Below are 18,074 nucleotides of genomic sequence, written 5' to 3' on the forward strand. Positions count from 1 at the left end.
TGGTATGATCTTGCTATGGTTGGTTTGTGCGTGTGCTCGCGTTTTTGTTCGCCTTTCCCGTTGGCCGTAGGCCATCGGTCGGCGAACCCCGCTCGACTGCGCTGCGGGGCTGCGCCCGCTGGGGCAGCTGCTTCGCTTGGCTGCCCTGGCCCCTGTTGCTCCGCAAGGCGGGGCTAAGGGATCGGGCTGCGCCCGGAGGCAGCTGCTTCGCTTGGCTGCCCTGGCCCCTGTTGCTCCGCAAGGCGGGGCTTAACAGCTAGCAGCTGCAGCCGAATTTTTCTTCGCCGCCGAAATCGAGGCGGGTTGGGTAATCATTATCAAAACATGCGAGGCAGAGCCCGCCTTTATAGTCATCCTGATTATCTCCCTGAATCGATGTAATCAGCCCATCGGGGCTGAGGAACGCCAGGGAGTCCGCATTAATCTCACGGCAGATCTCTTCCACCGACAGCTGTGAGGCGATCAATTCGCGGCTGTCGGGGGTATCGATTCCGTAGAAGCACGGGTTTTTGAACGGTGGGGATGTAATGCGAACGTGAACTTCCGTGGCTCCGGCATCTCGCAGCATGTTCACGATCCGGCGGGAAGTTGTTCCCCGTACGATGGAGTCGTCAATCATGACCACGCGTTTGCCTTCGACGACACGGCGCACGGCGCTCAGTTTCATCTTCACGCCTTGTTCCCGCAGTTCCTGGCTTGGCTGGATAAACGTACGTCCGGTGTATTTGTTTTTGATCATACCCATCTCATACGGAATCCCGGTTTGCTCCGCGTAGCCGATTGCCGCGGAAATACTGGAGTCCGGTACACCTGTTACCAGATCGGCATCCACGAAAGACTCAATCGCCATGCGGCTACCCATCCGTTTACGCGCAGCATGCTGGTTCGCACCATTCATGTCACTGTCCGGACGGGCAAAGTAGATATACTCCATCGCGCATAGTGCCTTGCGGTGTTTGTGATGATCGAAACGGTCCTCGTGAAGACCATCTGCATCCAGCACCAACAGTTCGCCTGGCTCAATATCACGAATCAACTCTGCACCAATCGTCTCCAGCGCACATGTCTCGGATGCAAACAGATACGCATCTCCCAATTTACCCATTGTGAGCGGACGCAGACCATGGGGATCGGAAGCAACCAGCAACTTATCGTTGGTCATGATTAGAAAAGCATAACCACCCACGATACGCTGAAACGCATCCTTCGCGGCTTCCACCAATCCTTTTGGCGATCTCGCGATTAAATGGGCAATAACTTCCGTATCACTGGTCGTTTGAAAAATGGACCCACCCTGCTCCAGCTCACGCCGGATTGTTGGCGCATTGACGATGTTACCGTTAGTTGCTACTGCCAGATCACCATCACGGTATTTAAATACCAATGGTTGTGCATTCGTCAGCTTACTGTCACCACTGGTTGAATACCGAACGTGACCGATGGAGATATCCCCGGTCAACGTCTGCATTAGATCCTTGGTGAAGACTTCCTTCACCAGACCCATACCACGATGGTAGTGAAACTCGTTGCCGTCGCTTACACACATACCTGCACTTTCTTCCCCTCGGTGTTGAAGGGCATGCAGGCCATAATAGGACAGTGATGCAGCGTCAGGGTGCTTAAACACCCCGAATACGCCACATTCCTCCTTTAATTTGTCGAGTCCTTCCTTACCGGACCCTTCATTATAATAATCGCCTGTCCACAAAGGTCCTGTCGTCAGTTCATGAGACATGGAATCGCATCCTCCCAGACCTGTGTCAAACCTCCTACGGGTTCGTTCACGGCTGATGTTCCGTTCAATTCAATCGTCAGATTACTTCCTTCTACACGCCCAATCACAGCTACAGGCACACCGCGCTCACGTACAAAAGCTTCCAGCTTACCCGCTTGCTCCGGCGATGCCGACAGCAGAATCCGGGATTGGCTTTCACTGAAAAGTGCATGGTCCCCACGCAATGCCGTTTCAACATTGACCTGTGCACCCACATTGCCGCTGATGCAAGACTCAGCCAATGCTACAGCCAAACCACCTTCAGACAAGTCATGCGCGGAGCGAACAAGTCCGGATTGAATGGCTTCCAATACCGTGCTAAGCAGCGCTTTCTCGGTGTTCAGATCCAGTTGTGGCGGACGGCCTTCCGTTTTGCCATGAACCGCATATTGCAGCTCACTGCCGCCCAGTTCAGCTTTCGTTTCACCCAGCAGGATGATAACGTCACCTTCGGCTTTGAAGCCTTGTGTTGTGATGTGATCTGTATCATGCACCAAGCCAACCATACCGACAACTGGCGTTGGATAGATAGAGCCTTTGGCGTTTTCGTTGTACAGACTCACGTTACCCCCGATCACTGGCGTATCCAGCACGCGGCAAGCTTCAGCCATACCGTCTACCGCTTTTTCCATCTGCCAGAAAATATCCGGCTTCTCCGGGTTACCAAAGTTCAGGTTATCTGTAATCGCCAATGGCTCTGCACCGGAACATACAATGTTACGGGCAGCTTCGCTGACTGCAATCCGTCCGCCTACTTCTGGATCAAGATAGACATAGCGTCCGTTACAGTCCGTTGTCATCGCCAACCCTTTGCGTGTACCACGAATGGTCACTACCGCTGCATCTGAACCTGGGCGAACCGCAGTGCTTGTACGCACCATGTAATCATATTGATCATAAACCCACTTCTTGCTCGCTACCGTTGGGGATGCCAACACTTGCTTCAACGCTCCGCCGAGATCCGACACTTCATCGTAACGAAGGGTGTCGATAGAAGCACTTTGCTCATAATAAGCAGGTACAGAAGATGGTTTGTCATACACCGGGCACTCATCAACCAGTGCAGTTACTGGCATGTCTCCAACCACTTCGCCATGGTGGATCAATTTCAGACGTCCATCATCCGTTACTTTTCCGACTTTTGCACAGATAACGCCCCAACGTTCAAAAATCTCCATCGCCTGCGCCTCATCCTTCGGCTCAACAACGAACAACATCCGTTCCTGGGACTCCGACAGCATCATTTCATAAGGCGTCATGCCTTCTTCACGCTGTGGCACCTGATCCAGATACAATTCCAGCCCGTTACCCGCTTTACTTGCCATTTCCGCACTGGAGCATGTCAGACCTGCTGCACCCATATCCTGAATACCCAGCACGATTCCTGTATCGATGAGTTCCAAGCAAGATTCCATCACGAGCTTCTCCATGAACGGATCACCCACTTGAACGGCAGTCCGTTTGGACTCGGATTCTTCTGTCAGCTCAACTGATGCAAAAGTAGCACCATGGATACCGTCACGACCTGTTGGCGGTCCAACATAATAGACCGGGTTGCCTACACCTTTGGCGACACCGCGCTGGATTTTGTCATGATCGATCAAACCTACACACATCGCGTTAACGAGTGGGTTACCATCGTAGCTTTCGTCAAACATAACTTCACCAGCAACGGTTGGAATTCCTATACAGTTACCATAGCCAGCAATACCGGATACGACATGTTCAAACAAATACTTCACGCGGTCACTTTCCAGCTTGCCAAAACGCAGGGAATTCAGAAGTGCCACCGGTCTTGCACCCATGGAGAAAATATCACGGATAATGCCGCCCACACCTGTTGCCGCACCTTGGTAAGGCTCAACCGCGGAAGGATGGTTATGGCTTTCAATTTTGAATACAACGGCCTGATTATCACCGATATCCACGATCCCGGCACCTTCACCCGGTCCCATCAGGACACGCGGCCCACTGGTTGGGAAACGGCGCAGCAGCGGCTTGGAGTTTTTGTACGCGCAGTGCTCGGACCACATGACACTAAATACACCAATCTCCGTGTAGTTCGGCTTGCGCCCCATGAACTCACAGATCAGCTCATACTCGCTGTCAGACACGCCCATTTGTGCGTAAAGTTTATGTTCTGCGACCTGTTCTGCCGTCGGTTCCTTAGCGGATAGCTGCTGCGTCATGCCGATCCCTCCATGCTTTCAAAATAGATGTAAACATACGTTTGCCGTCTTCCGAACCGAGCAGTGAGTCCACCGCGCGCTCTGGATGTGGCATCATGCCGACCACGTTTCCGCCCTCATTGCAGATTCCCGCGATATCACCCAGGGAACCGTTCGGGTTGCTGCCATACGTAAAGACGATCTGGTTGTTTGCCTGCAAACTCGCCAGCGTCTCCTCGTCGCAATAATAGTTTCCTTCACCGTGAGCAATCGGAATAACAATCTCTTCCCCAGGTGCATAGTCACGCGTAAAAGGAGTATCTGCATTCGCTACTTTCAATACTGTATCGTGACAACGGAATTTCAGCGACATGTTGCGAATCAATGCGCCCGGAAGCAATCCTGCTTCCGTCAAGATCTGGAATCCGTTGCAAATGCCGAGAATATATTTACCTTGTTCAGCAGCTTTCGCTACCTCGTTCATTACAGGTGCAAAACGGGAAATCGCTCCGCAGCGCAGATAGTCACCATACGAGAAACCACCCGGAACAAGGATACAATCATAAGCCGATAGATCTGTAGCTGTGTGCCATACGTAATCAACCTCTTGTCCAATCGCATCTTCTACTGCCTTGTAACAGTCGATGTCGCAGTTGGAGCCAGGAAACACAAGAACTGCAAATTTCATGGGATTAACCCTCCAATTCGTAGCGGTAATCTTCAACAACGGTGTTGGCCAGCAGCTTCTCACACATGACTGTCAATCGTTTTTCCGCTTCCGCACGATCTGTTGTATCCAGAGTCAGTTCCATGACTTTACCGATCCGTACACTTTCCACTTCATTGAATCCCATTGAGTGCAGGGCACCTTGAACAGCTACTCCTTGTGGGTCGAGAACGCTTTGCTTAATAGTGACATAGACGGTTGCTTTAATCATGATCCTTATGTTCCTCCTCAGTAATGAACGGGATAAATGCTTTATGCTGTTAAAAAAGTGACTTTGGGAGCTCGCTCCGGGGCGGATTGTTCTTCCGGTCGCTGTTGTCCCCAGGTTTTTTGGATTGTTTTGAACCGCTGTGCGGTCAAAACCCGGGGACAAAGGCGAACGCTTCGCTCCTTTAAGAACAATTCCGCCCCTCCGCTAGTCCATGCGACGTTTTTTTTAAAGGCCTAAACCTTTTACGTTGCACGGTTTGTAATGGTCGAGACTGACCATTCCGTAGAAACGGTGAAATGGTCTTGAAGTACCATGAGTAATCAGAGAATTTAAATTTTTTTGCAGGATTCCGGGTATGCCAGGAAACCATTGTCTTTAGTTGCCTCATCCCCCAGTTTGACACTGGCGGAGGGAAAGATTTGAGCTGTAGAAGCGAAAGCGTTCGCCTTTGCAACCGGAATGTTTCCTTTTGAAAAAAGGATTCCAACCAAAACATTCCGGGGGCAACAACGATCGAAAGCCAAACTTTCCCGTAGCCTTCACTCAAACGTCCCTTACTCAAACTTATTACTTTGTTAAACGGTTATAAATATCGACGTATCTTGCGGTTGTTGCCTCCACAACCTCTTGTGGCAGCGGGTCAGGTTTACTGTTCTTGTCCCAATCGCTACCTAAAAGATAGGTGCGTACCGGCTCTTTATCCATGCTGTCGATCTCAATGTCGAGTGCGTAATTCTCTTTGGCCCAGAAGCGCGAAGCGTCCGGAGTGAATATCTCGTCAATCAAGATGACTTTGCCATCAACCATGCCGAATTCGAACTTGCAGTCTGCGAGGATAATTCCGCGCTGATCACAATATTCGCGAGCGTATTCATACAGACGCAGGCTTTTTTCCTGAAGCTCAATCGCCAGAGCATCTCCTACAATTTCTTTCATTCGATCCATCGGGATGTCTTCATCGTGACCGACATCGTTTTTGGCAGCCGGGGTGAAGATGGGAACATCGAGCTTGGCGTTTTTGCGAAGTCCATCCGGCAGCTTGATGCCGTTAACTTCTCCGCTTTTCTCATATTGTCTCCATCCGCCTCCCGTAATGTAGCCGCGCACCACACATTCAATATCAATGCGCTCGGCTTTGCGGGTCACCATGATGCGGTCTTTAAGCAGTGCAGGGTCGGTGATGATATCGCCCAGTTGGTTTACATCCTTATGCACCACGTGGTTGTCCATCATATCGCCTGTCAGTTCAAACCAGAAGCTGCTCAGTTTATTAAGCACATTGCCCTTCTCAGGAACGGCTGGGTCCAGCACGTAGTCAAACGCCGAAATCCGGTCCGTAACCACGATGAGAAAATGTTCACCCAGATCATACAACTCACGTACTTTTCCCTTATATAACAAAGGAGCTTTAACGAGATCTGCCGCAGTGGACAGTGCCATGGAGGCTCACCTTCTTTCAGGAGATGTAAGGCTTAGGACAGAATCCTGATGGTGCGGACTCCACTCCGCTGACAGAACAATCTTCCGATCGCTGTTATCCCCAGATTTTTTGATTCCACTTTTTCAAAGTGAAAATCCGGGGATAAAGGCGAACGCTTCGCTTCTTCAGCTTATTTCTGTCCTCTGCGTTCCCTGCAAACCCATCATTCTGCGCTATAGCCTTATTAAATTATTAGTCGTTCAAGCCGAGTTTTTTGAAGATGGTATCCACATGCTTCAGGTGCCATGATGGGTTGAACGCATCTGCGATTTCCTCTTCGCTCAGCACTTCAGTAATTTCCGGTGTGGATCTCACGATATCCTGGAACTGGCGTTGTTCTTCCCAGGCCTGCATCGCACGTGGTTGAACGGTATCATATGCCTGCTCGCGGCTGAAACCTTTGTCAATCAGCTTGGTCAACACTCGGCCGGAGAATGGTACGCCGAAGGTGCGCTCCATGTTGCGTTTCATATTTTCAGGGAAAACGGTCAGGTTCTTCACGATGTTACCGAAACGGTTCAGCATGTAGTTTAGCAGCATAGTTGCATCCGGCAGGATGATACGCTCTACGGAAGAGTGGGAGATATCACGCTCGTGCCACAGTGTTACGTTCTCGTAAGCCGATACCATATGTCCGCGAATGACGCGGGACAGACCGGAGATATTTTCACTGCCGATTGGGTTACGTTTGTGCGGCATTGCCGAAGATCCTTTTTGACCTTTCGCAAATGCTTCTTCTACTTCACGGAATTCACTCTTTTGCAGCGCACGTACTTCTGTAGCGAACTTGTCCAGAGATGTTGCAATCAATGCCAGTGTAGCCATGTATTCTGCATGACGGTCACGTTGCAGCGTTTGAGTCGAGATTGGGGCAGGCTTCGTACCCAGCTTCTCACATACAAACTCTTCAACAAACGGATCAATGTTCGCGTATGTGCCGACTGCTCCAGAGATTTTGCCGTATTGTACATTGTCTGCTGCATGACGGAAACGCTCCAGGTTCCGTTTCATTTCTTCATGCCATAGAGCCATTTTCAGGCCAAACGTCGTTGGCTCCGCATGTACCCCATGTGTACGTCCCATCATTGGCGTGTGCTGATAAGTCAGCGCTTTTTCGCGTAAAATTTCGATGAAATTCACAATATCGCGTTCCAAGATTTCATTTGCCTGACGCAATACATATCCCAGAGCTGTATCAACGACATCCGTGGAAGTCAGACCGTAGTGCACCCATTTCCGCTCTGCACCCAGACTTTCAGATACCGTACGTGTAAAAGCAATCACGTCATGACGTGTTTCCTGTTCAATCTCGTAAATGCGATCGATGTCAAAAGAAGCGTTCTGACGAAGCAATGCTGCTTCTTCCTTAGGAATGACTCCAAGCTCCGCCCATGCTTCACATGCACAAATTTCAACTTCCAGCCATGACTTGAATTTATTTTCCTCCGTCCAGATGGCTCTCATTTCGGGTCTGCTATAACGTTCGATCATAAATTTGTATTCCTCCAAAGATTAGTTTGTTCAACCCATTGTAATCCTTCTTCGACATCCTGACAGAGCAGATTAACATGCCCCATCTTCCGTCCTGTCTTCGCTTCGGTTTTACCATATATATGAAGCTTGGGGATGACACCAAGTTCCATCGCATCCGCGTCATGCTGACCCGTTCTTGCAATGATTCCTTCCAGATGTTCTCCAAGCACATTGACCATAACAACCGGGCTTAATAATGAAGTATCTCCAAGCGGTAATCCGCAAACGGCACGGATATGCTGTTCGAATTGTGAAGTCGCACAGGCCTCCATTGTATAATGTCCCGAATTGTGCGGCCTTGGAGCCAGCTCATTCACATATAGTCTTCCATCCGCCGCAACGAACAGTTCCACTGCGAGCAAGCCCACAGCCTGCATCGATTGTGCCACGGCTGCTGCCAACTTCTGCGCTTCAATCTGAATATCGGTAGGTACTCTTGCCGGTACGATCGAAGTATGCAAAATGTTGTTCACATGAATGTTCTCGGCAGGCGGGAACGTCTTAATCTCCCCATTGGTACTCCGTGCAACAACAACTGAAATCTCGCAGTCAAACTTGATAAATTGCTCCAACACCAGTTCCGCACCGGTAGCTGCGAGTTCTTCATAAGTAGCCACCGCCTGATTTGCTTCTCGAATAACGCGTTGACCCTTCCCGTCGTATCCACCAGTCACCGTCTTCAGTACACAAGGAACACCAAGCTCACTTACTGCCGCTTGCATCGTATCTTTACTTGTAATCTCACGATAAGGAGCAACGCGTACGCCCGCCGCTTCGATTGCACGTTTTTCGCGCAAACGATGCTGGGTTGTGTACAGCAGCGCACTTCCTTGCGGCACATAGGATTCCCGTTCCAGAAGAGAAGCAACATCGGCATCTACATTCTCGAACTCATAGGTAATTACGTCACACTGCCGGGCCAGTTCGAGCGCAGCCGCCACGTCGTCATACCCTGCTTCAATCTGACGGGCAACTTGTCCACATGGAGCGTCTGCAGCAGGATCCAGAGTAACAAATCGATAACCCATCGCTGTTCCGGCCAACGTCAGCATCCGTCCAAGCTGCCCACCCCCGAGAATACCAATGGTTGTTTCACCTGGGAGCATGACACGCTGTAATTGTCCCGCTGATCCGGATTGAACTCCCGTATGACTCATAGTTCATCACTACTTTCGAGACTACTTTCGAGCACTTCTTGTTTGATTCGCTCTCTACGGGCTTCACTGCGACGTTGGATATCCTGGTCAAAAGCACCGATGATCTGAGCCGCAAGCAATCCGGCATTCGTTGCACCTGCCTTGCCAATCGCTACGGTTGCGACGGGAATTCCACCAGGCATCTGCACAATAGACAGCAAGGAATCGAGACCGTTTAGCGCCTTGGATTGCACGGGCACTCCAATGACCGGAAGCATCGTTTTGGAAGCGACCATACCGGGCAGATGTGCCGCCCCACCCGCACCTGCAATGATAACCTTGAATCCGCGGTCAATCGCTTGCTCCGCGTATTCAAACATCAAATCTGGCGTGCGATGCGCGGATACGACCTTTTTTTCATACCCAATCTCTAGCTCGTCCAGCACCTCACAAGCATGCCTCATCGTTTCCCAATCCGACTTACTGCCCATAATCACAGCTACCAGCACTGACATGAATACATCCAACTCCCGTCTGAGCGTTTTGGTTTAACCCTGTTGCTTCTCGTTTAATTGTGAAATGAGAAAAATCCGCTACCCGCGAAAACATCACATTTTCTCCGGACACCGGACTCCAAGAAATACGTATCCCGCATTTGGGCATGCCAAAGTGGGCTTGCTGTCCGCATCTGACTTCATGCGACTCTCAGCCGTATCTCCTCGTAGTCCGGAAATTTACGGTTCCCGGGTAGATACTTCCGGGCCCTATTCCCGGCGTTATACGAGCAAATATCTATTTCAACAAATGAATTCAATAATATTAAAGATTCCACATCTTTCGAACCTACTCGACCTTAACTATAACTGATCGACACATCTAACATTCTAACAATCCCCTACAGCTAATGTCAACTTAAAGACGAACATTTAACATATTGACAAAATTAATGTTCGGAAATTACCGATCATTTGGAGCAACTCCATCCCTTTTATTCCAAAAAAGAAAGCCGGCCCCTCTTCATCCCATCGAAGACAGCCGGCTCTTGCTCTTTCATGTGCACACACACATTCTATAATTATTTCACAATTAGTACCGGAACCTGTGCATGCTGCACCACGTTGTGACTGACACTGCCCAAGACAAATTCTCGGATTCCACCAAGACCACGGCTACCAATAATGATGATGTCCGATCCGTTCTCTTTGGCGTAATCGAGAAGGACCTCGGCAGCAGCCCCCTGGATCAGATCCACATTCGCTGTGACACCAGCAGCCTGTATCCGCTCTTTCGCCTCATCTGTCGTTTGCACCGCCAGATTATAGTAATCATTATTCAATGAAGGCGGCAATGGTGCCAATCCTTCCCCGATGAATACACGCGGAAAGTCAAAAGCATGAATAACATCCAGTACAGCGCCCGGAGAAACTTTGGCTAACTCAATCGCACGATCAAGTGCTTTATTTGAAGCTTTGGAACCATCATAGGCCACTAATATTTTGGAGAATAACATGTAAATCCCTTCCCTTCCTTTATATGTAGAACAGTCGAAGCCATCTTCGGTCTAAAATATTACAAGAACCATGTAAGTCCTTAAACGCACCAGGACCAAAACGAATCAATCATACGAAACAATTTACATAATTATAATAACTTATTCATAAAGCGAGCAGAATAGCATCCATATTTATCGCACCACATCATTGCAGAAAATAACCGTAGATAACCGCATTGAGAAATAACAACAACGGGATGCCGATTGTGAAGCTGGGATGTTTGGTCTTGTGACGTTTACGATACATGGCGACCCATACTCCCAACGCCCCTCCAATAAAGGCCAGCAGGAACAGCGTTCGTTCAGGTGTACGGTCTCGACGTCGTTGTGCACGTTTCTTGTCATCTGACATCACCAGGTAACCAACTACATTAATAAACAAAAACCAAAGTATCAATCCGGTTTGCATAAACTTTTAGCGGTCCCCCTATCCCGGGACATCTCCCTATATCTCCATTATAGACCTCCAGAGAGACATGTTCAACGCAAGGGTAGGGACCGCGTATCATTTCAGAAGGAAACAAACATGCATCCCGAACCTAGGACTCCTGTTTTGGAATACCATTCAGATTGGGTGCTCTTTTGGCTGCTTTCTCCGGGCGTACAGCGATATGCTCTTCCCGGATGCTATCATTATTTTGCTGGTTGTGAATTTTCTCTGGCTTGTTATGCGGCATCTGCGTATCACCTCCTAGGCTTACGTTGCCTGAAAAAGGAGGTTCTTATACGGCACATCGTTCCAGAACAGGCAATTCACATTCTGCGGACTTGCCACATGCAGCAGGTTAATCTATTGGATCTCTTCACTTAAAAATAAGAGCCGTCTAATCCCCTTTTTTCTCCATGGCCGCCTTCAGCAAATCTCCCAGATTGGAACCGATCGATTCCTGTTTGGCATACTGTTTAACCAGCTTTTGCTGATCACGTTTGTTCACATGCTGCTTGTCTTTATCCAACGTTTCCGTGATGCCGCAAGGCAGACATTGCACGTACAAACCTGCTTTACCCTCTTTAATTTCCATCTTTTTGTGACATTGCGCGCAGCGACGATTGGACAGTCTTTTCTCTGCCGAACGACGATATCCACAATCTTCTGTAGGACAAACAAGAAATTTCCCGCGTTTACCCTTCTTCTCCAACAAACGGGCATTACAATCCGGGCAGTGACTATTAGACACATTATGCGGCTTATACTCGGCTTTACTGCCTTTTACGGTGGATACAAGCTCTTTCGCCATCGAACGGATGCTATCCAGGAAAGGCCCTGGTTTTCCTTGTCCACGAGCGATCCGTTCAAGTTCGGCTTCCCAGCGGGCTGTTAATTCAGGTGAACGAAGCTGCGGAGCCGCCAGTTCAATCAGCTGTTTCCCTTTTCCTGTAGGATGCATGCTGTTGCCTTGACGATCGATTGTGTCAGAGCTGACTAATTTCTCAATAATGTCCGCGCGTGTAGCCGGAGTGCCCAGTCCATGCTTCTCCATTTGGGAAAGCAAAGCTGCTTCGGTGTACCGTTTGGGCGGCATCGTCCGTCCACTTTTGATATGACAACGTTGAACCGTCACAGGCTGTCCTTGCTGCACGTCTGGCAAAAGCGCACGGTCATGGTCTGAAGAATCGTCAGTCCGATCATCATCCTCATCGCTATACTCTCCGCCGTAAACTTCGCGCCAACCACTTTCTTTTACCGTTGTTCCTTTTACATAAAATGAATCATTCCCCACCTGAACGGTGATCGCTACAGAATCGTACTTCGCAGCCGGATAGAACAAGCTGATGAATCGGCGAACGATCAAATCGTATAGCTTACGTTCCTCTGGATTCAACTGATTGAGGAGAACCGTCTGTTCTGTTGGAATGATCGCGTGGTGATCGGTTACCTTGCTGTCATCCACGATACGTTTGGTGATATTCAGATTTTTACGCAGCAAAGGACGGGCCAGAGACGCATAAGGTCCGATAGCTACACTATCCAACCGCTCTTTCAACGTTCCTGTCATATCTGAAGTCAGATAACGGCTATCTGTACGTGGATACGTTACCAGCTTGTGCTGCTCATACAGGCGTTGCAGAACATTGGACGTTTGCTTCGCGGAAAAACCGTATTTCCGGTTGGCATCCCGTTGTAATTCCGTCAGATCATAAGCCAGCGGATGCGGCTCAACCTTTTCACTTTTTTTCACTTGGGCAATCGTACCCTTGCGACCCTCTATCCGTTTCTTCAATGCCTGTGTCTCTTGGGGATCAAAGATGCGTGAATCACCGCCTGCAGCCCGCCACACTGCCTGAAAACCTCCAACATCCGCCGTTAACGTCTCGTACTCCTGCGAGCGGAAGCCGTTGATCTCATTTTCCCTGTCCATAATCATACCGAGGGTAGGGGTCTGCACTCGTCCAGCTGACAATTGCGCATTAAATCGAACCGTCAGTGCCCGAGTCACGTTAAGTCCGATCATCCAATCTGCTTCTGCCCGACAACGGGCCGATTCATAAAGTCGATCAAATTGGCTGCCTGGCTTCAGCGCTGCAAATCCATCTTTGATAGCCTTGTCCGTCTGGGATGATATCCACAGCCGCTTGAATGGTTTCTTCCACTGGGCCATCTGCATAATCCAACGGGCCAGCAGCTCTCCTTCTCGCGCCGCATCCGTAGCAATAACCAGTTCACCAACATCCTGACGTTTCATCAGCTGTGCAACCGCTTTGTATTGATGGTTTGTCTCTTTGAGCACCTTCAGCTTGGTACGTTCCGGCAGAATCGGCAGATCCTCCAAATTCCACGTTGCATACTTTTTGTCATAATCCTCCGGCTCAGCCAACCCAACAAGATGTCCAAGTGCCCAGGTTACGATATATTTCGGGCCTTCCATATAACTTTTATGTTTATCACGCGCACCCATCACTCTGGCAATTTCGCGTGCCACAGATGGTTTTTCTGCGAGTACCAATGTTTTCACTCAATCTCTTCCTTTCTTAAATGAAACCTACGACTCTCTTGCTTCTATCGTTGATTATGTTCATTCTTCTACTTCTATCCTTTTATTATATCATTTCAGAGTATTGGTTTGCTTTGGCTTCCAAAAACGATTTGTTTCATGAATTAACACTTAACCCCCTTCTTATGTCAGATTATTTTACACAATATCCTTCGACAAGTTTCTTCCGCGAATGGAATGAGGAGCATCTGGAAGCATGTATCACATACGTACTGGATGTATACGTTTTTTTGGATATATATGAGTGTTGTAAGAATACCTTACATCTATTTAGAATGTGACAAAAGCAACTATATCAGATTCGCTAACACACATCATTGATACACAGGAAGGGAGCGTGGATGCATGACTTATCATGGATCTGTATTGAAAAAAAGTGGGGCATTGTTATTGGCAGGGGCTGTTATCGCCACAACATGGGGAGGAACTGTACCATTGGCGTCAGCCGCCGCGGCAACGCCTTCGAGCAAAACTACGGTTGCAGCCGTAACAGCTGGTAAGGCTCCTGTCACTGCAACGGCATTTGTTCAAGCCATGGAAGAAGCGGCTACACTTGCAGGTGTTCCTTTTTCCATGGACAAGCTTTCTGGTACAACAGTACAGCGTAAAGACGCTGCGGTAGTCCTGCAAACATGGCTGAAGTTGGAGTCTGCTGCGGAATCCTTCAAGGATGTCCCGGATCAGGCAAGCTTTGCCGGTGCCATTGGTGCTCTGAACACCGCCGGATTGATGAAAGGATACACGGACTCTCTCTTCCTTCCTAATGCTGTACTTACACAAAATGATGTCGCCATTCTGAAAGACCGCATTTATAACTACATAAAACCATTTGTTCTGGAGGAAGCAACGATCACGGATCTCCAGGCTGCCATGACGCAAGGAAAGCTGACATCCAAAGAACTCGTACAGAAGTATCTGGATCGCATTGAAAAATACGATGATCAGGGTGTGAGCATTAACGCAGTCCTGACGCTGAACCCGGATGCTCTCAAAATCGCTGAAACTTTGGACGAAGAACGTGCAGCTCAAGGCCCTCGTGGACCTTTGCACGGTATTCCGGTACTAGTTAAAGATAACTTCGACACAAATGATATGCCTACCACCGCAGGCTGTATCTGTCTGAAGGATTCTGTTCCTGCTCATGATGCTGAGCAAGTGAAGAAGCTCAAAGCAGCAGGGGCCATTATTTTAGGAAAAACTAATCTGCATGAATTCGCATTCGGCATTACTACCTCCAGCTCCCTGGGCGGACAAACACTGAACCCTTATGCGCTGGATCACTATCCAGGCGGATCTAGTGGTGGAACAGGTGCTGCTATTGCCTCAAATTTTGCAGCTGCAGGCTTGGGCACAGACACGGGCGGATCGATCCGCATTCCATCCAGCTTCAACAGCCTCGTGGGTATTCGTCCAACGATCGGACTGTCCAGCCGTGAAGGGATTATCCCTCTCGCATTAACACAGGATGTAGGCGGCCCGATGGCTCGTACCGTGAGTGATGCCGCCATTATGCTGGACGCTACAGCTGGCTATGACAAAAACGACGTGGCTACAGCCTATGCCGTAGGCAAAATCCCCTCAAGCTATACAGACTTCCTGGATGTAAACGGACTGAAGGGTGCACGGATCGGTGTGGCCACCGAGCTCATTCCAAGTACCAAAGCCGAGGAAAAAGCCGTTGCTGACGTGATTAACAACGCGGTAGTAGAACTCCAATCGTTGGGAGCTAACGCAGTTCCAATCAGCATCCCCAATCTGGCAGAAATCAATAAATATCCAAGCTTAAGCGGATATGAATTCAAATTCCAACTGAATGACTATCTCGATTCTTTGGGAGAAGATGCGCCATATCACAGCCTGTCGGAGATTATCGCGTCCGGACAGTTCGACAAATCACAGGAACAATCCATGAAGACGCGTGATGCAAGAGAAACACTGGAGACAACCGAGTACAAAGATATTGTACTGAAACGTACCCAAGTTACACGTGAGTCCTTGTTGAAGGTCATGGCAGACAACAACCTGGATGCCATCATCTATCCTACTTCTACGCAAGCCGCTGGTGTCATTGGCGAAGGCCAGAATTCTGGTGGTAACAACCGACTCAGTCCATTCTCCGGCTTCCCGGCCATCACAGTTCCTGCCGGTTTCACTACCGACGGTTTGCCTGTAGGCATGGAATTCCTGGGACGCGCCTTTGACGAAGGAACCCTGATCAAGCTGGCGTACAGCTACGAGCAAGGAACTCATCATCGCCAAGCACCTAAGCTCGCGCCATAAACCTTTAATGAGGTTAATTAAGATGTGGATCAAAATAACCCACCTTGCTTACTGTAATCATATTAAATATCTAACTTTATGCGGGGTATCAGGTATTCCCCTTGCCAAGCTAATCACTTTCGAATTGCAACAGCTTTATTGAATTTAATCAATCTGCTCACATTAAAAGTACACCCTTTTCATGAGTTCATGAAAGGGGTGTACTTTTTTTGAGATTGTATCTCAGTTCAAGAAGAATGGCTTAATATTCAAACGTTTAAATGGTATCCGGTACGCCCCATCTTAGCACCAGACCGGCGTAAGTCAGGCCACCCCCAAAACCAAAGAGGGCCACCTGCTGCCCATGCTTTAATTTTCCTTCGTCTACTGCAAGCTGTAAAGCAAGAGGAATCGAAGCCGCCGAGGTATTTCCCCGATACTCCACACTTGTTAAAGTACGTTCCAACGAAATAGGACCACGTTCACATACCGCTTCAATCATTCTTAGATTCGCACTATGCGGAACAAACCAATCAATCTGTTCCGGTTTAAGCTCAGCTTTGGCTATAAGATTACCTAACTGTTCAGGAATCGTTCTTACAGCCCATTTATAGATCTCTCTGCCATTCTGCACAAGGCATCCCTCACCCTGCAGAGGTACGCCATTCATCTCCGAAGATAGACCACTCTTATAGAGATGAATACCTCCTTCTCCACTCGTACCTGAGATCGCTGCTATAAAATCGCCTTTTCCGGCAGCTCTCTCTACCAAAAATGCTCCTGCCCCGTCTCCAAACAATACACATGTCGTACGGTCTGTGTAATCGGTAATCTTGGACAACGTCTCCGCTCCAATAACCAGCACTTTATGATACATGCCACTCGTTACCAGGCTGTCAGCCAGCTGCAATCCATACGTAAACCCTGCACATGCCGCATTCAAATCAAGCACTCCCGTATGTGGAATGTTAAGATTCGCCTGTACTCTGGATGCTGTGCTGGGAAATGCATATTCAGGTGTGCTGGTAGCAACCAAAATCATATCCACATCTTCTACGCTAACATTATAGCGCTGCATCATATCTTCTACAGCCTTCGTAGCCAGATCAGACACAAACTGATCATCAGCTGCAATGCGTCGTTCTCTCATCCCTGTACGCTGTACAATCCATTCATCACTCGTATCGACCAGTTTCTCCAAATCAGCATTACTTAATATTCGATCCGGTACATACGTACCCATTGCCGTAATGGTTGCCATTGATTGATTCATACCGGTAATCACCTCTTTTGTTTTTTATCATTATAGCACTAAGTATTAGTACTTGGTACTAATTTTAAAAAATATTTATTATGACTCAAACGATCGCATGCAGTTTTGATGAAGAATTGTGGATATCTCTTAATTAACATGAAGAATGCCTTAATTAAAACCGTTCTCTATAGACAGTCTAGTCCTACAGGAGGAAAATAAACAAATCGCCTACATTATTAAAGAATAGAGATGATGCTACGTTGAAGAAAGAACTCAATATCCTTGCCATTTCCGGAAGTCTGCGCAACCAGTCCTCTAATACGTTACTAATGCATGCCATGATTAAGCTGGCTCCTCCTAACCTTAAGTTTGAAGTATATAAAGGATTAAACGATCTACCGCATTTTAACCCTGACCTCGATGTCGAGGAAGGTCCTGTATCCGTGCAAAATTGGAGAGCCCAACTGAGGCATTCGGACGGAGTTCTGATCTGCACACCGGAGTATGGAAACGGAGTTCCTGGGGCCTTAAAAAACGCATTAGATTGGATCGTCTCTTCGGGAGAATGGCTCAATAAACCCACCATTGCCATCGCTGCTTCTCCAAGCCCCATGGGTGGTGACAAAGCCCATGCTTCACTATTGCTGACGTTAAACATGATTAATGCACAAATCTTACATGATGCCTCCCTAACCATTCCTCATATTACTTTGAAAATGAACAAACAAGGAATCATCATTGATTCAGAGACCCAGCATGCACTGGAGAGCTCCCTTTTACGCCTAGAGAATGCATGCACCAATGAATGAATACACAAGACAGAGGCTGCCTCATAAACTCACTATAAAGGAATGAACAGCCTAAAAGAGATTTAACACACTCAGATCAATTGAAATAAAAAAACAGCCCTGGCTATTTACCAGGCTGTTAAGGTTTTATTTGATATTTCGCTTTTAACAAGTTTTACTTATAAACAAATAAAAACC

General features: G+C 48.4%; 15 protein-coding genes and 1 riboswitch. Of the genes, 2 read left to right on the top strand and 13 right to left on the bottom strand.

Annotated features, from left to right (window positions below):
• Positions 1 to 256 precede the first annotated feature (256 nt).
• The 12 genes from purF to P364_RS0129125 all read right to left on the bottom strand — a co-directional run bounded on the left by purF (position 257) and on the right by P364_RS0129125 (position 13,535).
• The gene (purF, locus tag P364_RS0129070) at positions 257 to 1,735 is read right to left on the bottom strand and encodes an amidophosphoribosyltransferase (RefSeq protein WP_024633541.1); all 1,479 of its coding nucleotides are present in this window, start codon (positions 1,733 to 1,735) and stop codon (positions 257 to 259) included.
• Positions 1,720 to 3,963 (bottom strand): phosphoribosylformylglycinamidine synthase subunit PurL, encoded by a 2,244-nt coding sequence (purL, locus tag P364_RS0129075; protein WP_024633542.1) that lies wholly within the window; start codon positions 3,961 to 3,963, stop codon positions 1,720 to 1,722. Before purL ends, purF begins: the two co-directional genes overlap by 16 nt.
• Entirely contained in the window at positions 3,941 to 4,630 is a 690-nt protein-coding gene (purQ, locus tag P364_RS0129080) for a phosphoribosylformylglycinamidine synthase subunit PurQ (protein ID WP_024633543.1), read from the bottom strand. Before purQ ends, purL begins: the two co-directional genes overlap by 23 nt.
• A 4-nt stretch (positions 4,631 to 4,634) precedes the next feature.
• Positions 4,635 to 4,880, bottom strand: coding sequence for a phosphoribosylformylglycinamidine synthase subunit PurS (gene purS / locus P364_RS0129085; RefSeq protein ID WP_024633544.1), 246 nt, complete (start codon positions 4,878 to 4,880; stop codon positions 4,635 to 4,637).
• 567 nt (positions 4,881 to 5,447) lie between these two features.
• Positions 5,448 to 6,320 carry a phosphoribosylaminoimidazolesuccinocarboxamide synthase gene (locus P364_RS0129090; protein ID WP_024633545.1) on the bottom strand — a complete coding sequence of 291 codons (873 nt, stop codon included), beginning with the start codon at positions 6,318 to 6,320 and terminating at the stop codon, positions 5,448 to 5,450.
• 232 nt (positions 6,321 to 6,552) lie between these two features.
• A complete protein-coding gene (gene purB, locus P364_RS0129095; RefSeq protein ID WP_024633546.1) occupies positions 6,553 to 7,851 on the bottom strand; it encodes an adenylosuccinate lyase in 1,299 nt (432 codons plus the stop codon).
• Positions 7,848 to 9,050, bottom strand: a complete 1,203-nt coding sequence (purK, locus tag P364_RS0129100; protein WP_024633547.1) for a 5-(carboxyamino)imidazole ribonucleotide synthase — start codon at positions 9,048 to 9,050, stop codon at positions 7,848 to 7,850. The genes purB and purK overlap by 4 nt, the downstream gene beginning before the upstream one ends.
• On the bottom strand, positions 9,047 to 9,544 hold the full coding sequence (purE, locus tag P364_RS0129105; RefSeq protein WP_024633548.1) for a 5-(carboxyamino)imidazole ribonucleotide mutase: 498 nt from the start codon (positions 9,542 to 9,544) through the stop codon (positions 9,047 to 9,049). Before purE ends, purK begins: the two co-directional genes overlap by 4 nt.
• A 187-nt stretch (positions 9,545 to 9,731) precedes the next feature.
• Positions 9,732 to 9,833, bottom strand: a riboswitch (purine riboswitch).
• Positions 9,834 to 10,104: 271 nt separating this feature from the next.
• Positions 10,105 to 10,539 carry a universal stress protein gene (locus P364_RS0129110; protein WP_024633549.1) on the bottom strand — a complete coding sequence of 145 codons (435 nt, stop codon included), beginning with the start codon at positions 10,537 to 10,539 and terminating at the stop codon, positions 10,105 to 10,107.
• 187 nt (positions 10,540 to 10,726) lie between these two features.
• Complete coding sequence (locus tag P364_RS0129115; protein WP_024633550.1) at positions 10,727 to 10,990, bottom strand: DUF1294 domain-containing protein; 264 nt, start codon at positions 10,988 to 10,990, stop codon at positions 10,727 to 10,729.
• A 130-nt stretch (positions 10,991 to 11,120) separates the two neighbouring features.
• Positions 11,121 to 11,258 carry a hypothetical protein gene (locus tag P364_RS37915; RefSeq protein ID WP_173405256.1) on the bottom strand — a complete coding sequence of 46 codons (138 nt, stop codon included), beginning with the start codon at positions 11,256 to 11,258 and terminating at the stop codon, positions 11,121 to 11,123.
• 147 nt (positions 11,259 to 11,405) lie between these two features.
• Complete coding sequence (locus P364_RS0129125) at positions 11,406 to 13,535, bottom strand: DNA topoisomerase III (protein ID WP_024633551.1); 2,130 nt, start codon at positions 13,533 to 13,535, stop codon at positions 11,406 to 11,408.
• Between the two features lie 384 nt (positions 13,536 to 13,919).
• On the opposite strand from P364_RS0129125, the gene P364_RS0129130 reads away from it, so the two are divergent.
• Complete coding sequence (locus tag P364_RS0129130; RefSeq protein WP_024633552.1) at positions 13,920 to 15,854, top strand: amidase family protein; 1,935 nt, start codon at positions 13,920 to 13,922, stop codon at positions 15,852 to 15,854.
• Between the two features lie 256 nt (positions 15,855 to 16,110).
• Here P364_RS0129130 and P364_RS0129135 read toward each other — a convergent pair whose 3' ends face one another.
• Positions 16,111 to 17,106, bottom strand: coding sequence for a ketoacyl-ACP synthase III (locus P364_RS0129135; RefSeq protein WP_024633553.1), 996 nt, complete (start codon positions 17,104 to 17,106; stop codon positions 16,111 to 16,113).
• Between the two features lie 242 nt (positions 17,107 to 17,348).
• Here P364_RS0129135 and P364_RS0129140 point away from each other — a divergent pair, with 242 nt between their 5' ends.
• On the top strand, positions 17,349 to 17,897 hold the full coding sequence (locus P364_RS0129140) for an NADPH-dependent FMN reductase (RefSeq protein ID WP_024633554.1): 549 nt from the start codon (positions 17,349 to 17,351) through the stop codon (positions 17,895 to 17,897).
• Positions 17,898 to 18,074: the final 177 nt, after the last annotated feature.

Source organism: Paenibacillus sp. MAEPY2 (genome assembly GCF_000499205.1).
Taxonomy (GTDB): Bacteria; Bacillota; Bacilli; order Paenibacillales; family Paenibacillaceae; genus Paenibacillus; species Paenibacillus vandeheii.

Excerpts from the sequence above, each read along its gene's own strand:
- purF (WP_024633541.1), bottom strand. The coding sequence starts at position 1,735 with ATGTCTCATGAACTGACGACAGGACCTTTGTGGACAGGCGATTATTAT.
- purL (WP_024633542.1), bottom strand. The coding sequence starts at position 3,963 with ATGACGCAGCAGCTATCCGCTAAGGAACCGACGGCAGAACAGGTCGCA.
- purQ (WP_024633543.1), bottom strand. The coding sequence starts at position 4,630 with ATGAAATTTGCAGTTCTTGTGTTTCCTGGCTCCAACTGCGACATCGAC.
- purS (WP_024633544.1), bottom strand. The coding sequence starts at position 4,880 with ATGATTAAAGCAACCGTCTATGTCACTATTAAGCAAAGCGTTCTCGAC.
- P364_RS0129090 (WP_024633545.1), bottom strand. The coding sequence starts at position 6,320 with ATGGCACTGTCCACTGCGGCAGATCTCGTTAAAGCTCCTTTGTTATAT.
- purB (WP_024633546.1), bottom strand. The coding sequence starts at position 7,851 with ATGATCGAACGTTATAGCAGACCCGAAATGAGAGCCATCTGGACGGAG.
- purK (WP_024633547.1), bottom strand. The coding sequence starts at position 9,050 with ATGAGTCATACGGGAGTTCAATCCGGATCAGCGGGACAATTACAGCGT.
- purE (WP_024633548.1), bottom strand. The coding sequence starts at position 9,544 with ATGTCAGTGCTGGTAGCTGTGATTATGGGCAGTAAGTCGGATTGGGAA.
- P364_RS0129110 (WP_024633549.1), bottom strand. The coding sequence starts at position 10,539 with ATGTTATTCTCCAAAATATTAGTGGCCTATGATGGTTCCAAAGCTTCA.
- P364_RS0129115 (WP_024633550.1), bottom strand. The coding sequence starts at position 10,990 with ATGCAAACCGGATTGATACTTTGGTTTTTGTTTATTAATGTAGTTGGT.
- P364_RS37915 (WP_173405256.1), bottom strand. The coding sequence starts at position 11,258 with ATGCCGCATAACAAGCCAGAGAAAATTCACAACCAGCAAAATAATGAT.
- P364_RS0129130 (WP_024633552.1), top strand. The coding sequence starts at position 13,920 with ATGACTTATCATGGATCTGTATTGAAAAAAAGTGGGGCATTGTTATTG.
- P364_RS0129135 (WP_024633553.1), bottom strand. The coding sequence starts at position 17,106 with ATGAATCAATCAATGGCAACCATTACGGCAATGGGTACGTATGTACCG.